Here is a 20,925-nt window from a genome sequence, read left to right on the forward strand (position 1 = left end):
CATATTTAAATTTAGCAAAATGAATGTAGTTATTGTATAAGTGTTTACTTATATAAGCGGACTGTTATATACTGTAGCTTATGTTGCTGGAGGTGAATAGACCAATGGAAATAGCTGCTCTGGAAATTGATAAAACAGCACTCATTTTAAAGTTATTAGGTGATAAAACGCGTTTAACAATGGTGAAGATTCTTGATCATCATGATTGCTGTGTGTGTGAGTTTGTTGGGATTTTTGCCATGAGCCAGCCTGCGATCAGCCAGCATCTTAGAAAACTGAAGGATGCAGGAGTGGTAGGGGAAACACGAAGAGGGCAGTGGATTTTTTATTCTTTGAATAAAGAAAGTGAATACTATCACCTGGTACAGAACCTGCTGAGCCACCTTCCTAGTCAGGATGCTAAATTAGCAGAACTTGAAGAACAGGGATTGAGAATATCCTGTGAGTAAAAGGAGGGAATAAAATGACTCAAGTTTTATTGGCATCTGTGATTTTTTTAGCCACACTTATCCTTGTCATATGGCAGCCAAAAGGGTTGTCAATAGGGTGGTCTGCCTGTGGAGGCGCAATTCTTGCACTTCTTGCAGGAGTAGTGGATTTTAACGATGTACTGGACGTCACTTCAATTGTTTGGAACGCAACATTGACATTCATTGCGATCATTATTATTTCACTTATTTTAGATGAGATTGGTTTCTTTGAATGGGCAGCGCTACATATGGCGAGAGCAGCAAAAGGAAATGGAGTCAGGATGTTTGTCTATGTATCCATATTGGGAGCATTGGTCGCAGCTTTTTTTGCGAATGATGGTGCGGCCTTGATCTTGACGCCGATTGTACTGGCTATGGTTAGAAATCTTAAGTTTGAGGAAAAGATGGTATTTCCGTTTATCATTGCAAGCGGATTTATTGCGGATACAACCTCACTTCCATTAGTGGTCAGCAATCTCGTTAATATCGTATCTGCTGATTTTTTCGATATTGGATTTATTGAGTTTGCATCCCGAATGATTATTCCAAATTTCTTTTCTTTAGCGGCTAGCATTTTAGTTTTATATTTATATTTTCGAAAAAGCATTCCGAAGAAATATGATTCTATCCATTTGAAGACTCCGGCTGAAGCGGTTAAAGACGGAAAAATGTTTCGTCTCTCCTGGATTGTTTTAGGGATCTTATTAATTGGCTATTTTGTTAGTGAGTTCATAAAGGTTCCTGTATCCATCATTGCTGGTCTAATAGCCATATTCTTTTTAATTATGGCAAAAAGAAGTCCAGCGGTAAATACAGGTACAGTCATTAAAGGAGCACCTTGGGCAATTGTATTCTTTTCGATTGGAATGTATGTCGTGGTATATGGTTTGCGTAATGCAGGATTAACTAGCGTATTAGCAGATGTGATTCAAGCGACAGCAGATCATGGTCTTTTTGCGGCAACCATCGGGATGGGTTTTATTGCTGCGATTCTGTCATCGGTTATGAATAACATGCCGACTGTGATGATTGATGCGCTGGCCATTGCAGATACGAATACAACAGGCGTTGTTCGTGAAGCACTCATTTATGCAAATGTGATTGGCTCCGATTTAGGGCCGAAAATTACACCAATTGGTTCACTCGCAACCCTGCTGTGGCTGCATGTGCTTTCTCTTAAAGGAGTAAAAATTTCGTGGGGCACTTATTTTAAAACGGGGATCATCTTAACGATTCCTACATTATTTATCACACTGTTTGGATTATATATTTGGTTATTGATTATTTAAATGGAGGAATAGAATATGTCTAAAAAAACAATTTATTTTCTATGTACAGGCAATTCCTGCCGCAGCCAAATGGCTGAAGGGTGGGCAAAGAAATATTTAGGTGATGCCTGGAACGTGTACAGTGCAGGTATTGAGGCACATGGTTTAAACCCGAATGCTGTTAAAGCGATGAAGGAAGCTGGTATTGATATAACATCACAAACTTCCGATATCATTGATCCTGAAATCTTGAATCATGCTGATTTAGTTATCACGCTATGCGGAGATGCGGCTGATAAATGTCCGGTGACACCCCCTCATGTGAAACGCGAACACTGGGGATTTGATGATCCTGCCAAAGCGGAAGGAACAGAAGAAGAGAAGTGGGCATTTTTCCAGCGTGTCAGAGATGAGATCAGCGAGCGGATTAAAACGTTTGCGGAAACAGGGAAATAGAGAGAAGGCAGAATACCTATATAAATATGAAAAAGGGGCTGGCATAAGTATTCAGTCTAGTGATACAACCAAATGATTAGAAAACAACACTTTCTAATCATTTGGTTTTTTATTAATTATTTTATATTATATCTTTCAGACATGAGTGAAATGAAGCGGAGGACACTCGACTCCTGTGGGCAATAGAGGAAAAGGTGAGACCCCGCAGGAGCTTGCTCCGAGGAGGCTCAGCTTCCTCCCCACGGAAAGCGAGGGTCCGCAGCGCAATGGAACGGACGTGTTTAAGTACCCAACCATGATATTGAACTTTTGTGTATTAGAAATATTATTTTCTCTATTTGTCCCACACTCATTTGATCTGTATTTTCTCAGGCTTGCCTGCCAGAAGTGAGCAAATAATTGCTGCTGCTGGAAAGATCATACTTAAATAAAGGATTTCATTATAGCCGCCAAATACATCATAAGCAAAGCCAAAAGGGAGAGGACCAAGAGCTGAGCCAATTACCATCACTGTCATTGCTGTGCCATTTATGCTTCCAAGGTACCTTCTGCCAAAGAAACTCGGCCAAACATAATTTAAGGCGATTCGTTCGAAGCCTCCGCTAATGCCCCATAGAATCCCAAAAATAATGGCAACGGTCACATTTTTAGCAAATAGCAGCACAAGCATAAAGATAATCTCCCCGAGAAATATCCCTGCCAGCACATAGTTAACCTTCACCTTATCTAACACAAATCCCGCAGCCAAAGTAATGGGAAAACCGATGATCGCCATTAAGCTTAGCACAAGAGCCGCAATCCCAGGAGAAATATTTTGCACTCCAAAGATTGATATTAAATGAAAGGTCAGGCCTGTGTTGACTAAAGCCGGGATGGCGACACAAAAAAGCAGCAGCCAATACGTCTTCGTTTTCATCGCTTCTTTTAATGTCCAGTTTTCTTCTTCGCCTTGGTGTTCTTCGGTTTCTTGCGCTATATCCTTATGTACGATTGGTTTTGTCCGTCCATCCGGAAGCAGTCCAATATCCTCGGGCTGATTACGGATCAGATAATAGGCTAAAGGAACAAAAATCAGTAATAATGCAGCACCCCAGAACTGCCATGAAAAACTCCAGCCCCATTGGCTGACAAGCCAGGCATTAAAAGGAGGAAGGATAGCAGAGCTGGAAAATCCGCCAATAGCCATTAAGCTTAAGGCCTTTCCCCTTTTGGTGATAAACCATTGAGGAACAAGGGTATTGGGAATGAGAGACATGCTGCCCTGACCAAGCAGTCTTATGAAGAAGAAGCCAATGAAAAGCATTGCTGTATTTGCCACCATACTATTCCAAAAGCAGGCAGCAGCCAGAGAGATTCCCACGAAGACAGCCATCTTCCTTTGACCATGACGATCAATAAACCGTCCGACAAAAAACATACATAAGCCCGCTGCAAGTGTAGCTGCAGAGTACACGGCCGAAACTTGCGAGCGGCTCCAGCCAAAATCTAAAATATACGAATCAATAAATACAGATATAGAATACGTCTGACCAGGTCCAGAGAAAAACACCCCAAGAGCTGAAATGAAGACAATCACCCAGCCATAATAAAAAGGTGTTTGGATAGGAGCAGCCATTTTCTGCGATTGTGCTTTCATGTAAAAAACCCCCCTGATTCATCATAGCAGAGGAAGTAGATGATGAACACTCATTCATAAAATGATTTTTTTGAAAAGAGTAAAAACTAAAATGTATCCGTTTACATTTTAGTGAGTAAGGAATATACTATATTAAATTATTGAACAAAACGAACATATATTAGACACAATTTTCCTTTTTTATATCTTGTATGAATCAATTAGAAGAAATAAGATTGATGAAAGATTGTAAATTAGAGGTGAAGGGTTATGTTTAATAAGATTTTGATTGCGGCTGACGGTTCTGATCATTCGATCCGCTGTGCTGAAAAGGCTTTGCATCTGGGGGAACAGAATCCACAGGCACACTTTACAGTTGTCTATGCTATTGACGGTCAAACTTCTAAAGAAGATATACTTCATCATTATGATAAAATCCTTGTTCACGAAAAAAGAAGACAGCGATTAGAACCAATAAAAAACCTCCTCGAGCAAAAGGGTGTATCTTATGCGGTTGAGTTTATACATGGTGAGCCTGGACCAGCAATAGTGGAGTTTGCCAATAAAGGAGATTACGACCTAATTGTAGTCGGGAGCCGCGGATTAAACGCTTTGCAGGAGATGGTGCTAGGGAGTGTTAGCCATAAAATAGCCAAGCGGGTATCAGCACCTGTTATGATTGTTAAATAAGGCGTTACAATTCTTTGCTCCATTTCCTCTTTTGTTTTGAAAGAAGTGAAAGTGCCCAAACGGTAGATAGAGAACGCTCTTCTAATCGTTTGGTTTTTTTCTTGTACCTTCAGAAGAATCAAAGGGACGTGTCTCTCATGCTTTTATCACTGAAAACATCTATCCCAGTTGTCTCTATTTGCCTATTATGAATCCTGCGATTTTCCAAGATATCTGTAAAGGGTTGTCTTACTGATCCCTGTTGTATTTTTAATGTCAGCCAAGCTGTACTTTTTGCTTTCATACATGCGAATGGCCTTTTTTACATTTTCATCAGGAATTCTCGGCCTTCCAGGAATGCTGCCTTTTTGTTTAGCTTCATGAATTCCTTCTTTGGTTTTTTCGCTAAGAAGATCCGATTCAAAATCAATAATATGTTTAACGATTTTCATAAACGAGTTATTGTTTTCCTTACTTGTATCAATATCCTCTTGTACTGAATGAAAGTAAGCGCCCTTCGACTTAATTTTTTGAAGAAGCTCAAAGAGATTCCGAGTAGAATCCGCGAATGTGAGCAGGCTGCTGACAATGATTTTGTCTCCCGGCTTTAAATCTTTGATCATATGATTAAGTTCCGGACGCTGGCCAGATGAAAAATGAACTTCATTGATTAAGAGATCGCAGCCAGCTTCTTGCAGAATCTGATTCTGTTTCTCTCTATTTGAATCACTGGGATATGGTCTGGCATAGCCAATTTGCATAACAAGCACCTCTAGCTTTCTCTATCTTCTTGGATGTAATAACTATTTTCTGGGTGAATATACATATAATGATCTGTACCAAAATAGTTCATTTTTGGGACAATTCATGGTACACTTTTGTTAATCTTTTATTACAGTAATGTTTATATTTGTAAATGTATAGAATCATTATAGATACTGTTCCTGCAGAAGGAAGGAGAAAAATGAAACTAACGCTTAATAATAATATAACTAGTCAGTTTACATTCTTTTTTATAGCAGCTGTTTTTATGCTCTGGTTAAAAACGTATATCGTTCAATTAACACAATTTGAACTGGGTATTGAGAGTGTACTTCAGCAGTTTCTGCTATTTTTAAATCCCTTAGGCTCATCCTTATTATTTCTTGGACTAGCTTTTTTGTTCAAGGGCAAGAAAAAGTTTATTGTCCTGATTGTCATTGACTTTGTAATGTCCGCCTTGTTGTTCGCCAATGTCCTGTTTTATCGTTTTTTTAATGACTTTATCACGTTGCCAACTTTAACACAAACACAAAACTTTGGTGATGTCAGCGGAAGTATCGGCACTTTACTAAGCCCTGCAGATTTATTATTTTTTGCAGATGTTCTCCTGCTGTTCGTTCTATTAACATTTAATTTTAAAAGTTTACAAGTTAAAAAGACAGCTCCAAGGAAAGTATCTGCTTTAATGTTTTTAGCCTTAAGTATATCTTGTATAAACCTGGCAATTGCAGAAATGGATCGTCCTCAGCTATTAACAAGAGGGTTTGATAGAAACTATATCGTAAAATATTTAGGAATGTATAACTATACAATATATGACGCAGTTCAGAGTACAAAAGCAACCGCTCAAAGAGTGTTTGCTGACAGCAATGATCTGACTGAGGTTCGAAACTTTACTCAAACGAATCGTGCAGAGCCGAATCCAGAATATTTCGGGGCAGCTAAAGGAATGAACGTCATTTATGTGCATATGGAGTCTATTCAAAATTTCCTCATTGATTATGAATTGCACGGAGAAGAAGTGACTCCGTTTTTGAACTCTTTAACAGAGGAAGAGAATACACTTTATTTTAATAACTTCTTCCACCAAACAGCACAAGGAAAAACAGCTGATGCAGAATTTATGGTTGCAAACTCTCTTTATGGTCTTCCGCAAGGTTCGGCTTTTACGACAAAGGGATTAAACACGTATCAGGCTGCTCCAGCGATTTTAAGTCAGCAGCAAGGATACACATCTGCTGTTTTACATGGAAATACGGGCAGCTTCTGGAATAGAGATGAGATTTACAAATCATTTGGCTACAACGAGTTTTTTGATTTAAGCTATTATGAAATGAGCGCGGATCAACAGGCTGAATATGGTTTAATGGACAAGCCATTTTTTGAACAATCTATGCCATATTTAAAGTCATTGCCGGAGCCGTTTTATGCGAATTTCATTACGGTTACACATCATTTTCCTTTCAAAATGAATGAAGAGGAAGCAACCATTGATAAGCATACAACTGGAAATAATACGGTAGATAATTATTTTCAAACCGCTAGATATGCGGATGAGGCACTTCAGCAGTTTTTTAATGATTTAAAGGAAAACGGCTTATATGATAATTCCGTTATTATTATGTATGGCGACCACTATGGAATTTCGAATAACCATAACAAGGCGATGGAGCAGGTTATTGGAAAAGAGGTCACACCATATGAAAGTGCTGGTCTGCAGCGTACACCATTATTTATTCGTGTGCCAGGCATGGAAGGCGGCGTGAATGAAGAGTATGCGGGACAGATTGATCTGCTGCCAACACTGCTTCACCTGCTGGGAATTGAGACGAACGAATATATCCATTTAGGTACGGATCTCCTGTCAGAACAGCATGATGATATCATTCCTTTCAGGAACGGGGACTTTGTAAGTTCAGCGTTTATGCACGCTGATGGGAAGTTCTACGATTCTGCAACTGGTGATCTGCTGGATGAAAGCCGTTTAGAGGAAGCGCTGGATTATCAGACAATCGCAGAACAAAAGCTTGGGATGTCAGATAAAGTGGTAAATGGAGACCTTCTGCGGTTTTACACTCCAGAACGCTTTATCCCAGTAGATCGTTCTCAGTATAATTACTTGATCGAAGAAGATCGAGAATAATAAATGTTGAAATAGGACTGCTGCAGATGTATCTGTGGCAGTCTTTTTTCAGTTTAAACATCAGAATAATAGTTTGAATAAATAATCATTTGTAAAACGTAATGATTTCGATTTATAATAATATCTATTAAAAAGATTGAAGGGAGAAGATGACAAATGACACAAAGGAAAATTCCCGTAACTGTATTAAGCGGCTATTTAGGTGCTGGAAAAACAACATTGCTTAATCATATTTTATCAAACAGAGAAAACAAGAAAGTGGCTGTTATCGTCAATGATATGAGTGAAGTCAATATTGATGCAGCACTTGTAAAGCAGGGCGGCTTCAGCAGAACAGATGAAAAACTAGTAGAAATGCAAAACGGCTGTATCTGCTGTACGTTAAGAGAGGACTTAATTATTGAGGTTAATAAACTGGTAGAAAACGGTGATATTGATTATATCGTCATTGAATCAAGCGGTATTAGTGAACCTATTCCAGTTGCACAAACCTTTACTTATATGGATGAAACATTAGATATTGATTTGTCCAGCATGTGTCAGCTTGATGCCATGATTACAGTTGTTGATGCAAATCGATTTTGGCATGATTATGCTTCTGGTGAATCATTGCTGGACCGTAAACAGGGTACAGATGAAACCGATGATCGTGAAGTAGTTGACCTCTTAATTGATCAAATTGAGTTTGCTAATATACTGATCCTAAACAAAACAGATCTTGTAGAGGAAGAAGATAAAAATGAATTAAAAGCAACTCTGAGACAATTAAACCCTGATGCCAAAATGATTGAAAGCTCCATGTCAAAAGTAGAAATGAACGACATTTTCGATACAGGCCTGTTTGATTTTGATGCAGTGAGTTCTGGTGCAGGCTGGATCAAAGAGCTAAATGGAGAACATACCCCTGAAACCGAAGAGTATGGGATTAGTTCTTTCGTATACAGAAGTAAAAAGCCGCTTAACCCCAAGCGCTTTTATGCATGGTTAGAAGATTTTCCAGTGGAGGTCATCCGTATGAAGGGCTTTATATGGCTGGCGTCAAGAAATGAAGAAAGCTGTCTTATATCGCAGGCAGGTCCATCCATTGTTTTTCAATCAGGGGGAAGCTGGATTGCAGCACTGCCTGAAGAAGAGCAGGCTGTTATGTTCGAAGAGGATCCAGAACTAAAGGATCGATGGGATGAAGTCAATGGTGATCGCCTGACAGAGCTCGTCTTTATTGGAATTGACATGAATCAGAATGAAATTGTACAGTCTCTTAAAAATTGTGAGTTAACAGAAACGGAAATGCGTGGAGACTGGAACTCACTTCCTGACCCGCTGCCTTCCTTTACCGTTCCAACAGCACAAACAATGATGATTGGCACAGAAGAATAAGAGAGTACTTAAAACTAATAAAACTCGCCGAATGGCGGGTTTTTCTTTATTTAATCGGCTTGTTGTAAGAAGGATTGCTAAAATCGGAATAATTACGATTAAGAAACAATAAATTGTAAATGACAATCTATTTAGGAAACCACTCTATGGGATCATCATTATAAATTTTAGGAGTGTCATTTATGAGAAAAATGCCGGTTTACTTGATTAATGGTTTTTTAGGAAGCGGGAAAACAACGATGATGCTCAAAATGATCAAAAAGCTTCAAAAGGATGGCTTAAAGGTCGCCATTTTATTAAACGAGCTTGGCCAAACGAATTTGGAAAGGCATATGTTTAAGGAGGAAAACTTTTTTGAATTATTGAATGGCTGTATTTGCTGTTCTCTGCAGGACGATCTGAAGAAAGTCATGCATGATTTATCAAGTTTACACAAGGATGGAACAGTAGATGTTGCTGTTATAGAAGGAACAGGGGTAGCCAATCCAGGAGAAATTCACGAGATATTAAACCAGCATCCTTTCTCCGATTTATTTTTACTCAAAGAGTCTGTCTGCATAACAGATGCATCCATGCTGCAGGAATATTTAAGTGTTTTTTCCAGCTCAAAAGAAGTGCGAAACCTGCAAAAACAGCAGATCCATCATGCTTCTTATATTGTACTAAATAAGGTTGACTTGATTGATCATAAGACGGATCTGGAGAAAGTCCGTAAATTAGTTCGGAAGATAAATACAGATGCAGCCATCAATGAAACAACTTATGGAGATTGTGTTGACGACCTCTTCCAAACTCAGTCCAGCTTAGCCACAAAAGGAAAAAAAAGTGAAGAGGACTATGCGCATCATCGTGAAATTAAAGCAATCAAAATTCAAAACGTAAACAATGTAGGGAGAACAGACGTCAATCGGATTCTTTCCAGTTTAATAAAAGATATGATCCGAGCAAAAGGGACCATCTATGATCCATCAGAAGAGCAATGGTACCACTTTCAATACGCTTCAGGGAAACTGCAATGGGAAAAAATCCAGACATATTCAGATACTAGAGATGGAGAAATCATCTTTATTGGGACGAATCTGAGCAGAGAAAAAGTATTGTTATAACCCAGTTTCTGCTGCTTGATTGATTGATTTAATCAACAATCAGGCAGCCTATGCTTTTCATTATACCCTCAAAAGGAGTTTAGAATGGGTCTGTCAAACCACCTTAAAAACCTGACTGTTTATCTAGTATTTTTACTATGTATTTATTTCTTTTTATTTGGAAATGAGAAAATCCTCAACAAATTAGGGTTTGGGCTGCAAGAAGAATGGACAAGGGTATTTGACGTGTTTATTGGCATTCTTTTAGAAGCAATTCCCTTTATTTTAATAGGGGTGTTCATTTCTTCGATCATACAAGTTTTCTTTAAAGAAGAACAGATCAAAAAACTAATTCCGAAAAAGCCGCTTCCTGCCTTTCTGGCTGCGATAACCATCGCGATTATTACGCCTGTGTGTGAGTGTGCCATTATTCCGGTCGTAAGAAAGCTTATTCAAAAAGGAGTTCCCATCCATGCGGGAGTGACCATTTTAATTGGGGCGCCGATCCTCAACTTTATCGTGTTTGGCTCCACTTATTATGCCTTTCAGGATGAACCCTTTATTTATTTCGGAAGGATCCTCATCTGTTTGCTGACAGCAGCAATTGTGAGCTTTGTCATTTATATTCATTTTTCTAAAGAGAATATATTGAAAAACCAAAAAAGTGATTTTCAAAGTTTAGATATTCCTCAGAATGTCAGAGGAGATTCAAAGCTGAAAGGAATTCTGCATCATAGTGCAAATGAATTTTTTATCGTAGGCAAATACTTCATGATTGGAGCATTGTTAGCGAGTGTGGCACAGGTATTTATTAGCGAAAACGCCATGCTGAATGCCACACAGCATACAATCATTGGAACAGCTTTTATGATGGGACTAGCCTTTGTTCTATCCTTATGCTCGGAGGCAGATGCCTTTGTTGCCGCATCTTTCAGCAGCATAGTACCATCGGAATCTTTATTGGCTTTTCTCGTTTTCGGACCAATTGTTGATTTGAAAAATACGCTCGTCATGCTATCAAGCTTTAAAGTGAAATTTGTGCTCTTGTTCACGATAGCAGTCGTAATTGTTGTTATGATGCTTTCAATTGGGTCAGGAATGTATCTTCGAGGAAATGGATTGATACCATGAAAAATGATTGGCAATTAGCAAACGAATTACAGGCGATCATCTTAATTTCGCTCAGTCTTGTGCTATTTAAGCTTTTTACTTCAGGTCAAATCACAGATATGCTTGAACCCAGGCTGATCCCCTTTGCTCTTTTTGCAATGGTTGCTATGTTTCTATTAGGCTTTTTTAGAATGATGAATAGTGATATGTATGGAGCCGACTGTGACTGCGAAGCATGTGACCAGGGCGGAACAGGCTTGTTTGGACTCTTTCAATACGGAGTGCTGTTCTTTCTGCCGATTTTTATTGCGTTTAATTATTATTAAAAACTATCTAAAGGATTTTTCATAACTGAAACGGATGCTTCCAAAGGATGCTAATTGATCGAAACGGAAGGGTGTGAGACTCCTGCGGGAGAAGTGGAAAAGTCGAGACCCCGCAGGCGGTAGCGCCGAGGAGACTCAACTTCCACCCGCGGAAAGCGAGCACCATGGACTGGAGATCCAGCCGTTTAAAAAAATCACATGCATGATCGTTTACAAGTAAACGAAAGTACAGTATCATTCTTTATATAATAAATCGTAATTATTCCGATTTGCATATTTATTAGGAGGATAAAAATGGTTAGAAAAATTCCTGTAACAGTTTTAAGCGGTTATTTAGGTGCTGGGAAAACAACATTGCTTAATCATATTTTGCAAAATCGTGAAGGGCTAAAAGTAGCAGTTATTGTGAACGACATGAGTGAGGTTAACATAGACGCAGAGTTAGTTAAACAAGGCGGAGAGTTCTCCAGAACAGAAGAAAAGCTTGTTGAACTTTCCAATGGCTGTATTTGCTGCACGCTTCGTGAAGATTTATTAATTGAAGTCGAAAAGCTGGCCAAAGCAGGAAATGTCGATTATATCGTCATTGAATCAACAGGAATTAGTGAACCGATTCCGGTTGCGCAGACATTTTCATACATAGATGATGAACTTGGCATTGATCTGACTCGTTTTTGTACTTTAGATACCATGGTTACTGTTGTGGATGCAAACCGTTTCTGGAAGGATTATAGATCAGGAGACAGCTTGCTTGATCGCAAAGAGGCGGTCGGGGATGCGGATGATCGCGAAATTGCAGATCTGCTCATTGATCAGATTGAATTCTGCGATGTGCTCATTATTAACAAAGTTGATTTAGTTTCGAAAGAAGAATTGGAAAAGCTGGAGAATGTATTAAAAGTGATTCAGCCTGAAGCAAAAGTGATTCATAGTATAAAAGGGAAAGTAGAGCCAAGGGAAATCTTGAATACTGGCAGATTTAACTTTGAAAAAGCAAGTGCTTCGGCAGGCTGGATTAAAGAATTAACGCTTGGCCACGAGCATCATACTCCTGAAACTGAAGAATACGGTATCGGATCTTTTGTTTATAAAAGAAGAATCCCATTTCATTCAGAGCGTTTTTACAACTGGGTTAATAATATGCCAGAGAATATTGTTCGTGCAAAAGGAATTGTCTGGTGTGCGACACGAAATAATATTGCGATGCTCCTGTCCCAGGCTGGTCCATCGGTAAGTATTGAGCCGGTGTCCTATTGGGTAGCTTCATTGCCAAAATTAGAGCAGCAGGAAATCTTGAGGCAAAATCGTGATGTGCTGGATGAATGGGATCCCGTTTATGGAGATCGAATTATCAAGCTCGTCATCATTGGCACTGAACTGGATCGGAAAGAAATAGAGCTTGATCTGGATCAATGCTTATTAACGGATACAGAATTAGAGGATGACTGGAGTAGACTAACAGATCCATTTAAGTGGCATGTTGGTGCGTCTCAATAGAGAGAATGGTATCAAATTCCCACATAATATCGTATAAAAAGCGAAAAGGGTTGTGAAGCACTATTAAATAACAGACATGAAGTAAGCAAGATAATAACAGTGACCCATGAGTTGTAGATGTTGCATTTTAGGAGTATTTATGATTAAATGTCTTTATCTCGGAATTAAATCGTAATAATTACGATTTAATTATAAAAAGGAGTGGAATTTTTGGCTAAGAAATCTAAAGTTGTTAAAGAACAGAAGCGGCAAGAGCTTGTCTTAAAATATGCAGAGCTACGCAGAGAATTAAAGGAGAAAGGTGATTACGAGGCATTAAGGAAACTGCCAAGAGATTCATCGCCAACGCGCCTGAAAAGCCGCTGCCAAGTAACAGGCAGACCGCGCGGATACTTGCGTAAATTTAAAATGTCCCGGATTGCCTTCAGAGAGTATGCTCATAAAGGGCAAGTCCCTGGTGTGAAAAAAGCCAGCTGGTAAATAGAAAAGGAGGAATTTCAAAATGAGAGAAAATATTCACCCAGAGTATCATAAAGTGGTATTCATGGATACAAATAGCGGTTTTAAATTTTTAACAGGTTCAACGAAAACATCAAACGAAACGATTTCTTGGGAAGATGGAAACACCTATCCGCTTCTTAAAGTAGAGGTTACATCCGATACGCATCCGTTCTATACTGGTGTTCAAAAGTTTGCAGAACGTGGCGGCCGTGCAGATCGCTTTATGCAAAAATATAATATGAAAAAATAAGTAAGATGTTGCTATTAGCAAGATGGTAGGGGGTATTAGCATGAATACTCATTTAATGGAAATTCTCTCAAGAGAGATTATTAAATCACTTCCTCCCAGACAAAAGGATATTTATGAATATGTTGTTGGATTGGAAGACGAATTGGCCAGTCAAGCGGCGACCTCGGAAGAATTCATGTCTTTGCTTGTTAAACATTCACCACATCGGCAGGCCGCCGAACACTTTAATCTTTCTTTTGGACAGCTGATGATGACGATGCACAAAATTGAAGATACGATTAGTATGAAGCTTGAGAATAAAATGGAACATGCACAATGGCTTGATGTAACAGAAAAAGTACGCATGCAAAATAAAAATATAGGTGATCATGTTAAGTATTTTTATTTTTCCCTTCATGAAGCTTAAAATTTAAATCGTAATAATTTCGTTTTAAAGGCAGGAGATGGACATGGTCTACGAATGGATTGTAGTAGGTGGCGGCATTCAAGGCTGTACAATTGCAGCGTTTTTACTGAAAAATAACAAAGTATCAGCAGATCAGCTGCTCATCATTGACCCTCATGAAACACCGCTATACCGTTGGACCAAGACAACAAAAATGATTGAGATGAAATTTTTAAGATCACCGTCTGTACATCATCTGGATGTTGAGCCATTCTCTTTGAGAAAATATGCTGACGATCAGAATCGAAAGAAAAGTGATTTTTACGGAGTATATAAACGGCCTTCATTGGAGCTTTTCAATGAGCATAGCCAAGCTCTGTTTCGAAATCTCAACATGGAATCCTGCTGGCATCAAGGCTTTGTTAATGAAGTTGTGCGGGAAGATGCTAGCTGGACCATTAACACTGTAGCAGGGAATCGTTTTAAAACGAAAAACGTTGTACTGGCACTTAGTGTGAATGGCCAGCTGAATATTCCAGAATGGGCTAGTAATCTTGAAGCTCACTCACATCAGCTTTTCCATATTTACGATGAAGCTGCCGATTTAACGAAATTGAAGCCTTCTATTGCTGTTGTGGGAGGCGGCATCACAGCTGCCCATTTAGTGATCAAGCTTTCGGCCATGTATCCCGGTCAGGTTCATCTAATTAAAAGGCATCCTTATAGGGTTTGTGACTTTGATAGTGATCCAGGCTGGTTAGGACCTAAAAATCAGAAGTCATATCAATTGATTAAGGACTATGAAACAAGAAGAGAAATGATTAAAACAGCAAGAAATCGCGGCTCCTTGCCGCAAGAGCTATTCCGTAAACTGAAGAAGCTTGAGCAGGATCAAATTCTCAAAGTGATCGATGGTGAGATTATTTCCGCCCGAAACGGGAGCAATCACGACCTGATCTTAACCACCGAGAATGGTCCTGTTGAAGTTCAGTCCGTTATACTTGCAACAGGCTTTAAGCCTGAAAGACCAGGCGGCGGCTGGCTGGAGGAGACGATTGAAGAATACAGTCTGCCTTGCGCAAAATGCGGATATCCCATTGTTAGTCCGTCCCTCGAATGGTGTCCGCATTTATATGTGATAGGACCGCTGGCCGAACTGGAGATGGGACCGATTGCGAGGAATATTTCTGGAGCCCGTCAAGCGGCTGAAAGAATTGTTTTAAGTGTTTAAACCAAACGAAAAGGAGTTTTGATCATGAGAGTAAACATTACACTTGCTTGTACAGAAACAGGAGACCGTAATTATATTACGACGAAAAATAAGCGCAACAACCCGGACAGAATTGAATTAATGAAATACTGCCCACGCTTGAAGAAACGTACATTGCATAGAGAGACGAAGTAATTTTATTTGAAGGCCGGTTGGCGCCAATGTTGGTGTTGCCGGCTTTTTGCGTATTGTATAACTTGAACGGGGTTTGGCGGATAAAACGTTGTTTTTGGCGGATATATTTTTTTAACGGCGGATAAAAAATTTTTACGGCGGATAAATCCCAGTTAACGGCGGATATTTTACTCACGACGGCGGATATCCAGGTTCAAAAGTCTATCATATATGTTTTTTTAAAAGGTTTTGCAGTATTTTTATAAAATTCTCCGTTTAATCCAGCATTTGTTCCTCAAAATGAGCTCTAATAATCGGATTGTGATGTAAATAGAACCCAGAAAAGTACCAGCAGCGGCGCTTTCCTCACCAGCACAAATGCTTTCTAGTGATGAAAATCCTATAAAAAACCACATTGTTCAACAATCCGACACATCTTTATTACAACATTGTGAAGTTTATCACAATGTTGATGTAGAGTACCCTCCAGCATGGTATATTCTAAGTGTAAGAAGCAATCATAAAATAATCTTTCACTAAAAGAAAGGGAGATGTAAGATGATTAACAATTGGTTAAGAGAAAACAAAATTGCAGCAGCACTATTAACAGTTATACGTGTTTATTGGGGATATTTATGGATCACAGCAGGCTGGGGGAAAATCACAGGAGGATTTGATTCAAAAGGATTCCTGGCTAATGCAGCCGCAAACCCGGTAATGGGACCAGATGGAGCACCTGTTTTTGGCTGGTATAACAGCTTCCTTCAAAGCTTTGCATTACCAAATGCCGATCTATTTAACTTCATGATTCCTTGGGGCGAATTCTTAGTAGGACTTGGATTAATTCTTGGATGCTTAACAACAGCAGCAGCATTCTTCGGCATTTTGATGAACTTCTCTTTCTTGCTTACAGGTACTGTATCTCATAACCCGACAGACATTCTAATGGGTGTATTCATTCTAGCAGCTGGCTACAACGCTGGAAGATTCGGACTTGACTATTATGTAATGCCTTTTATCCGCAAGCAATTAAATAAAGGTAAAGAAGAAGAGAGTGGAGCGAACGTAAACAGAGTTTAGATGCATACGATAAAGAGAGGCTGAATCAGAGTGTTGATTCAGCCTCTCTTTTTGTATTTTTTTTAAAAGTAATACCTTGCATTATAGAGTAATACCTATTATCATAAACCTATGATATTTTTTTAATAGAATACCTTGCATTATAGAGTATGTTTTTCTGATCAGATGGAGGACAAATAATGGAAATTAATAAAGAGGTTTTAAAAGGACATATCGATACGTTAATACTATCTCTCTTACAAAAGAGAGATATGTACGGATATGAACTCGCTAAATTGGTTCGCGAAAAAAGCGAGAATCAATTTGAACTTAAGGAGGGCACGCTTTACCTTTCCTTGAAACGACTTGAAAAAAATAAATGGATTTCCTCCTATTGGGGCGATGAACAAGGGCCAGGAGGAAGGAGAAAGTATTACACCCTGACATCAGAAGGTAAGGATGGGTTTGAACAAAAACGGCAGGAATGGGAGTTTATTAAGAAAATCATGGATTCATTTCTTAAAGGAGAGAACACCAATGAAGATGATTGAGGAATATGTCAATAAAGTATATCAGCATGTAAAAGGCAATGAAAAAGAGATCCAAGAATTCAAAGAAGAAATGAAAACACATTTAATAGAAGCTGTGCACGAATTGAAATTAGAAGGAAAAACAGAAGAGGAAGCTTTTCAAATTGCGATCGAGCGTTTTGGGGGAGAAAGTGAGCTTCGAACCGTTGTATCTGAATTATTTAAAATTCAAAAGATTTTTGCTGCGAGAGTTCTCTATGCAGGTATCGCGATTTTTCTCCTTTCAGCAGCTGTGTTTGGGTATTTTTTGCCGGTTGGAAACGAGCGGGTAGAAGAACATGGTAACATATCCTATGAAATTGGAGATATGGTTGAAGCGGATCCGGAAGTTTCTAATGAAACAAAGGCTAAAATAGATGCACTTTTAAATACTGCACCATACATCAAGCAGATGAGTGCTTATTTAACTAACGAAAGAGAGAATCCAGTTTATCAAACGGATCAAGGCAACGATTATACTTTTCCTATAGTTTACAGTAATTACGGAAGCGGGTCAGGAAACAGCTTTGTAGAAATAACAATCTTAGATTATCGCGTCATTGGAATCCTAGCCTTATTTTTTGGAGTCACTTGCTTCACCGTACTGTTTATCATCTGGCTGATCATCAATCTTTACCATAGAAAAAAATCTTACTAGGGCTTAGTTTTCGAGGAGGATATATATATGAAGCATCTAGTTGCTGTTGAGTGGAAAAGAGCCTTGACTTTCAATCGGGTCTTACTATGTTTAGCGATTATCTTAATACCTGCAGCTGTTCAATTCTTGAATGTGAAAACAGGTTATATGTTTTACCGTGCTGTTGATGTGCATACCGAAGTAATTGGTGGAGTGGTTGCTCTTTTATTTCCGCTATTTTTCATCATTCTATATGCAGGAAGCTATGCAAGCGAAGTGAAAGATCAGTTCATCACTTATATAAAACCTCGGATAAAGCTTGCTGACTATCTGCTGGCGAAAGGCATTGTGAATGGAATTTTATCCTTTATAGTGGCTTTTGCCATGGTATTTATATCGTTTGTGTTTATTGTGTATGTTGAGCCGTCTCTCGGAATGATCGTCTATGAAAATGGTACGGGGAGTTCTGTTGGTACATTTGAGATTTTCTTAGAATATGGCACTTTGACTTACGGTCTCATTTATTCTTTCTGGGTGGGCATTAATGCGGCCCTGTACAGTTCAGCTGCCTATGTGCTGACGTTATTGATGAAAAACCATTTTGTTGCGATTTCCCTGCCTTTTCTTTGGTATTTTGTCATGAATTTTGTAACAGCGATTCTGGCTCATCCCGAATTTTCGCCTGTCAGTACGGTATTTCCATTTAATATTATCCAGCAGCCGCTGTGGACGATTTTTGTTCCATTTACCATTCATTTAATGATCCTCTCTATCCTAATCTATTATGTGAGGAATCATTTTCAAGAAAAGGTTTATGAGTATGTTCACTAAATGGAAAACACCCATTTCCAATTATTGGTTTATAGCCTTTCCGATTATCATTCTTTATACGTTTAGCACACGGCATTCTATTACATTAAGAACGGAAAGCGAGAATGTTCAATATAACTTTTGGGATGTTGGTTTAACTGGGGTAAGTGATCTCTACTTAATTGTCTATTTTGTGTTTCCGTTATTCCTAATGAAAACGGGTCAGCAGCTGACTAATTCCTTTGACTATATGCATTTAATCCGATGGGGTTCTTTTAAAAAGTGGATCCTCCACAATGTAAAGGGTTTTTCCATATTTAATGTTTTCTTATTGCTAATATGGAATGCCGCTAGTTTTGCAGGAGCACTTGGTCTGCCTTTTTCCTTTCAGTGGAGTGAACTTTCTCGGCTAGATCTAGATGGCAATGACATTCTGTTTACACTAAGCAATCATTTATCACAGCCGCTATATGCCTTAATTTTGCAGTTTCTTTTATTCTTTTTAACCATGCTGACGATCCAGCTCTTTCTCACCATTTTATATGCAATAACAAAGAGCAAACGCACCATCTATTTTTCTATTGCCTTTTTATATGCGGTGGCGATCCTTTCCTTTAAGGTGTTTCCGATATCCTTCAAATGGATCCTTTTGCCGAATTATCTTAGTCTATTTCACGGTGCTGCCAGTTTTAATAGCATATGGATCTCCTTTATGATCATTATCTTGTTATTTGGCATTGGTTTATTAGCTTTGAATTATATTGGAAGAGATTTTCGAGCTGTCAGGCATATATTTATAACTTCATGGCCAATCCTTTTATTTGCAGTGATCGTGTGTACGGGAATGGTGTATCATGCTTCTTTATATTCCGATGAGACCCTGACGATATGGGACATTTGGATTCTTACTTTCTATGGAACGACAAATGATGCATTTCAAATTCTCTCTCTTAGTTTTTATGTGATTGCTTTTATGGGGTTTGTATATTTTGTACAGCTTATACTGCAAAAACAATTGACAGAGATGAGCCATTACTCGATAATTCGGCACAAATCCTTATTGAAATGGTTTAATGGCTGGTTCCTTATGATTATGTGGTATACGGGATTGTTTCTATTGTCTCTGGCTCTTCTTCTTTTCACTATTTCAGCAGGTTTTGATTATTCGTTTTCCTTGCATGTGGAATTGCAGCAGGATTTGCCAGTTTTACAGGTTGGCTATCATTACTTTGTGAATGGATTTCTACAAATCATTTTTTATGTAATACTGGTGTTTTTAATCACATGGCTGACAAAAGATGTTATGAAAAGCTTTGTTATCCTCTTGATTTCTATATTGTTCATGTTTCCGGGAATGAACCCCGGCGCCTTCATCCCAGTTGGCCTTAATAGCATGGGGCAATTACTGACAGAGGCATCAGTCTATATGATTTCTATTCAATTATTGATTGCTGTCGTTATTGAAGTGATCGTCCTGGTTTATGTATTGAAGAGAAGAGATTTTATGATATAAGGAGGATGTGACGAATTATGACCATCATTGATCTGAAAAATATAAGCAAATCCTATAAAGGATTAGTTTTATTTGAAAATACGAATCTCGCTATTGAAAAGGGGAAGATCTATGGATTAACAGGGCCTAATGGGTCAGGGAAATCGGTGTTATTTAAAATGATGTGCGGTTTTATTTTTCCGGATCAAGGGACTGTTACTATACGGGGAAAACAACTTGGAAAAGATAATCGTTTCCCTGAAGACTTTGGCATTATTATTGATCGGCCTGGTTATATAGGCAATAAAACAGGCTTTGAAAACTTAAAGTACCTAGCCATGATTAATAGAAAAATCTCTGATGAGCAAATCAAAGAGACAATGATAAAAGTAGGACTCCAGCCTGCAGCCAAACAAAAAGTTAAAGAGTATTCACTTGGCATGAAACAAAAATTAGCTATCGCCCAAGCGATTATGGAAGACCAGGAAATTCTCTTATTAGATGAACCCTTTAATGCCCTGGATGTTGATAGTGTGGAGAATATACGCGGACTATTAAAATCTTTGAAAGACAAAGGCAAAACCATTGTATTGACTAGCCATAACCAAGAAGATATAGATCTTTTAAGTGACCACATCTACAGAGTCCGGAATTTTACTCTAGAAAAAATAAAATAATGTTGACGAGATCAGAGGAGGCTGTAATCTCTTATTGCAGCCAGTATGGTTTTATCCTTTAGTAAGATTCACAGAATCAGCGTTTCTTTCCCTATTTTTCAATAAATTCTAAAATATCCTTTTATTTACTGTTCGTTTATATTAAACTAAAAGCACAATTGAATAGTAATAACTAGGGGAGTCCAATAAGCTGGGCTGAGAGGGAAACGCTATAAAGTTTCTTGACCCTTTGGACCTGATCTGGATCATGCCAGCGTAGGGAAGTTAGTGTAATACTTGCTATGTATACTTCTGCATATTCTGAAGCTGGGTCTGTTTATTTTACAATGGACCCAGCTTCTTTTTGTGCACTTCACTGAAGGATGTCTTTGCATTTCCCGAGA

At 38.6% G+C, this 20,925-nt stretch carries 23 protein-coding genes and 1 riboswitch; of the genes, 21 read left to right on the forward strand and 2 right to left on the reverse strand.

The features are described from left to right. The first annotated feature begins 104 nt into the window (after positions 1-104). From B7E07_RS03535 to arsC, 3 genes are read left to right on the forward strand one after another with little or no spacing between them, the layout of a single operon-like run. Positions 105-449 carry an ArsR/SmtB family transcription factor gene (locus B7E07_RS03535; RefSeq protein WP_080844094.1) on the forward strand — a complete coding sequence of 115 codons (345 nt, stop codon included), beginning with the start codon at positions 105-107 and terminating at the stop codon, positions 447-449. 14 nt (positions 450-463) lie between these two features. Beyond that, positions 464-1,759: an arsenic transporter gene (locus B7E07_RS03540; RefSeq protein ID WP_080844095.1), complete on the forward strand. Its 1,296-nt coding sequence runs from the start codon at positions 464-466 to the stop codon at positions 1,757-1,759. Positions 1,760-1,774: 15 nt separating this feature from the next. Continuing rightward, positions 1,775-2,194 carry an arsenate reductase (thioredoxin) gene (gene arsC, locus B7E07_RS03545; RefSeq protein ID WP_080844096.1) on the forward strand — a complete coding sequence of 140 codons (420 nt, stop codon included), beginning with the start codon at positions 1,775-1,777 and terminating at the stop codon, positions 2,192-2,194. Positions 2,195-2,543: 349 nt separating this feature from the next. On the opposite strand, the gene B7E07_RS03550 is transcribed toward arsC, so the two are convergent. Next, the gene (locus B7E07_RS03550; protein WP_080844097.1) at positions 2,544-3,830 is read right to left on the reverse strand and encodes an MFS transporter; all 1,287 of its coding nucleotides are present in this window, start codon (positions 3,828-3,830) and stop codon (positions 2,544-2,546) included. A 249-nt stretch (positions 3,831-4,079) separates the two neighbouring features. Between B7E07_RS03550 and B7E07_RS03555 the strand changes: the two genes are divergently transcribed. Further along, positions 4,080-4,499, forward strand: a complete 420-nt coding sequence (locus tag B7E07_RS03555; RefSeq protein WP_080844098.1) for a universal stress protein — start codon at positions 4,080-4,082, stop codon at positions 4,497-4,499. A 185-nt stretch (positions 4,500-4,684) separates the two neighbouring features. Here B7E07_RS03555 and B7E07_RS03560 read toward each other — a convergent pair whose 3' ends face one another. Continuing rightward, complete coding sequence (locus B7E07_RS03560; protein ID WP_080844099.1) at positions 4,685-5,239, reverse strand: recombinase family protein; 555 nt, start codon at positions 5,237-5,239, stop codon at positions 4,685-4,687. A gap of 203 nt (positions 5,240-5,442) precedes the next feature. On the opposite strand from B7E07_RS03560, the gene B7E07_RS03565 reads away from it, so the two are divergent. The 17 genes from B7E07_RS03565 to B7E07_RS03645 all read left to right on the forward strand — a co-directional run bounded on the left by B7E07_RS03565 (position 5,443) and on the right by B7E07_RS03645 (position 20,542). After that, positions 5,443-7,383 (forward strand): lipoteichoic acid synthase, encoded by a 1,941-nt coding sequence (locus tag B7E07_RS03565; protein ID WP_080844100.1) that lies wholly within the window; start codon positions 5,443-5,445, stop codon positions 7,381-7,383. Positions 7,384-7,539: 156 nt separating this feature from the next. Continuing rightward, positions 7,540-8,760: a GTP-binding protein gene (locus B7E07_RS03570; protein ID WP_080844101.1), complete on the forward strand. Its 1,221-nt coding sequence runs from the start codon at positions 7,540-7,542 to the stop codon at positions 8,758-8,760. 182 nt (positions 8,761-8,942) lie between these two features. Continuing rightward, entirely contained in the window at positions 8,943-9,866 is a 924-nt protein-coding gene (locus B7E07_RS03575) for a CobW family GTP-binding protein (protein WP_080844102.1), read from the forward strand. Positions 9,867-9,950: 84 nt separating this feature from the next. Then, on the forward strand, positions 9,951-10,976 hold the full coding sequence (locus B7E07_RS03580; RefSeq protein ID WP_080844103.1) for a permease: 1,026 nt from the start codon (positions 9,951-9,953) through the stop codon (positions 10,974-10,976). Next, the gene (locus tag B7E07_RS03585) at positions 10,973-11,281 is read left to right on the forward strand and encodes a DUF1980 domain-containing protein (RefSeq protein ID WP_080844104.1); all 309 of its coding nucleotides are present in this window, start codon (positions 10,973-10,975) and stop codon (positions 11,279-11,281) included. Before B7E07_RS03580 ends, B7E07_RS03585 begins: the two co-directional genes overlap by 4 nt. Before the next feature lie 294 nt (positions 11,282-11,575). Next, positions 11,576-12,778, forward strand: coding sequence for a GTP-binding protein (locus tag B7E07_RS03590; RefSeq protein WP_080844105.1), 1,203 nt, complete (start codon positions 11,576-11,578; stop codon positions 12,776-12,778). A 210-nt stretch (positions 12,779-12,988) separates the two neighbouring features. After that, positions 12,989-13,258 carry a 30S ribosomal protein S14 gene (gene rpsN, locus B7E07_RS03595; protein ID WP_080844106.1) on the forward strand — a complete coding sequence of 90 codons (270 nt, stop codon included), beginning with the start codon at positions 12,989-12,991 and terminating at the stop codon, positions 13,256-13,258. 22 nt (positions 13,259-13,280) lie between these two features. Continuing rightward, on the forward strand, positions 13,281-13,529 hold the full coding sequence (locus tag B7E07_RS03600) for a type B 50S ribosomal protein L31 (protein ID WP_080844107.1): 249 nt from the start codon (positions 13,281-13,283) through the stop codon (positions 13,527-13,529). A gap of 40 nt (positions 13,530-13,569) precedes the next feature. Beyond that, a complete protein-coding gene (locus B7E07_RS03605; RefSeq protein WP_080844108.1) occupies positions 13,570-13,935 on the forward strand; it encodes a hypothetical protein in 366 nt (121 codons plus the stop codon). A 43-nt stretch (positions 13,936-13,978) separates the two neighbouring features. Continuing rightward, positions 13,979-15,145, forward strand: coding sequence for an FAD/NAD(P)-binding protein (locus B7E07_RS03610; RefSeq protein WP_080844109.1), 1,167 nt, complete (start codon positions 13,979-13,981; stop codon positions 15,143-15,145). Positions 15,146-15,169: 24 nt separating this feature from the next. Beyond that, entirely contained in the window at positions 15,170-15,319 is a 150-nt protein-coding gene (gene rpmG / locus B7E07_RS03615) for a 50S ribosomal protein L33 (RefSeq protein WP_066442686.1), read from the forward strand. Between the two features lie 537 nt (positions 15,320-15,856). Beyond that, positions 15,857-16,378 (forward strand): DoxX family protein, encoded by a 522-nt coding sequence (locus B7E07_RS03620; RefSeq protein WP_080844110.1) that lies wholly within the window; start codon positions 15,857-15,859, stop codon positions 16,376-16,378. Between the two features lie 179 nt (positions 16,379-16,557). After that, the gene (locus B7E07_RS03625; protein WP_080844111.1) at positions 16,558-16,908 is read left to right on the forward strand and encodes a PadR family transcriptional regulator; all 351 of its coding nucleotides are present in this window, start codon (positions 16,558-16,560) and stop codon (positions 16,906-16,908) included. Continuing rightward, positions 16,895-17,584 carry a permease prefix domain 1-containing protein gene (locus tag B7E07_RS03630; RefSeq protein ID WP_080844112.1) on the forward strand — a complete coding sequence of 230 codons (690 nt, stop codon included), beginning with the start codon at positions 16,895-16,897 and terminating at the stop codon, positions 17,582-17,584. Before B7E07_RS03625 ends, B7E07_RS03630 begins: the two co-directional genes overlap by 14 nt. A gap of 27 nt (positions 17,585-17,611) precedes the next feature. Next, positions 17,612-18,394, forward strand: coding sequence for an ABC transporter permease (locus B7E07_RS03635; protein ID WP_080844113.1), 783 nt, complete (start codon positions 17,612-17,614; stop codon positions 18,392-18,394). Further along, entirely contained in the window at positions 18,384-19,886 is a 1,503-nt protein-coding gene (locus B7E07_RS03640; protein ID WP_080844114.1) for a hypothetical protein, read from the forward strand. Before B7E07_RS03635 ends, B7E07_RS03640 begins: the two co-directional genes overlap by 11 nt. A gap of 17 nt (positions 19,887-19,903) precedes the next feature. Then, entirely contained in the window at positions 19,904-20,542 is a 639-nt protein-coding gene (locus B7E07_RS03645; RefSeq protein ID WP_080844115.1) for an ABC transporter ATP-binding protein, read from the forward strand. A gap of 164 nt (positions 20,543-20,706) precedes the next feature. Next, positions 20,707-20,821, forward strand: a riboswitch (TPP riboswitch). Positions 20,822-20,925 lie beyond the last annotated feature (104 nt).

Origin of the sequence: Cytobacillus gottheilii, assembly GCF_900166665.1 — a bacterium.
Taxonomy (GTDB): Bacteria; Bacillota; Bacilli; order Bacillales; family Cytobacillaceae; genus Cytobacillus; species Cytobacillus gottheilii_A.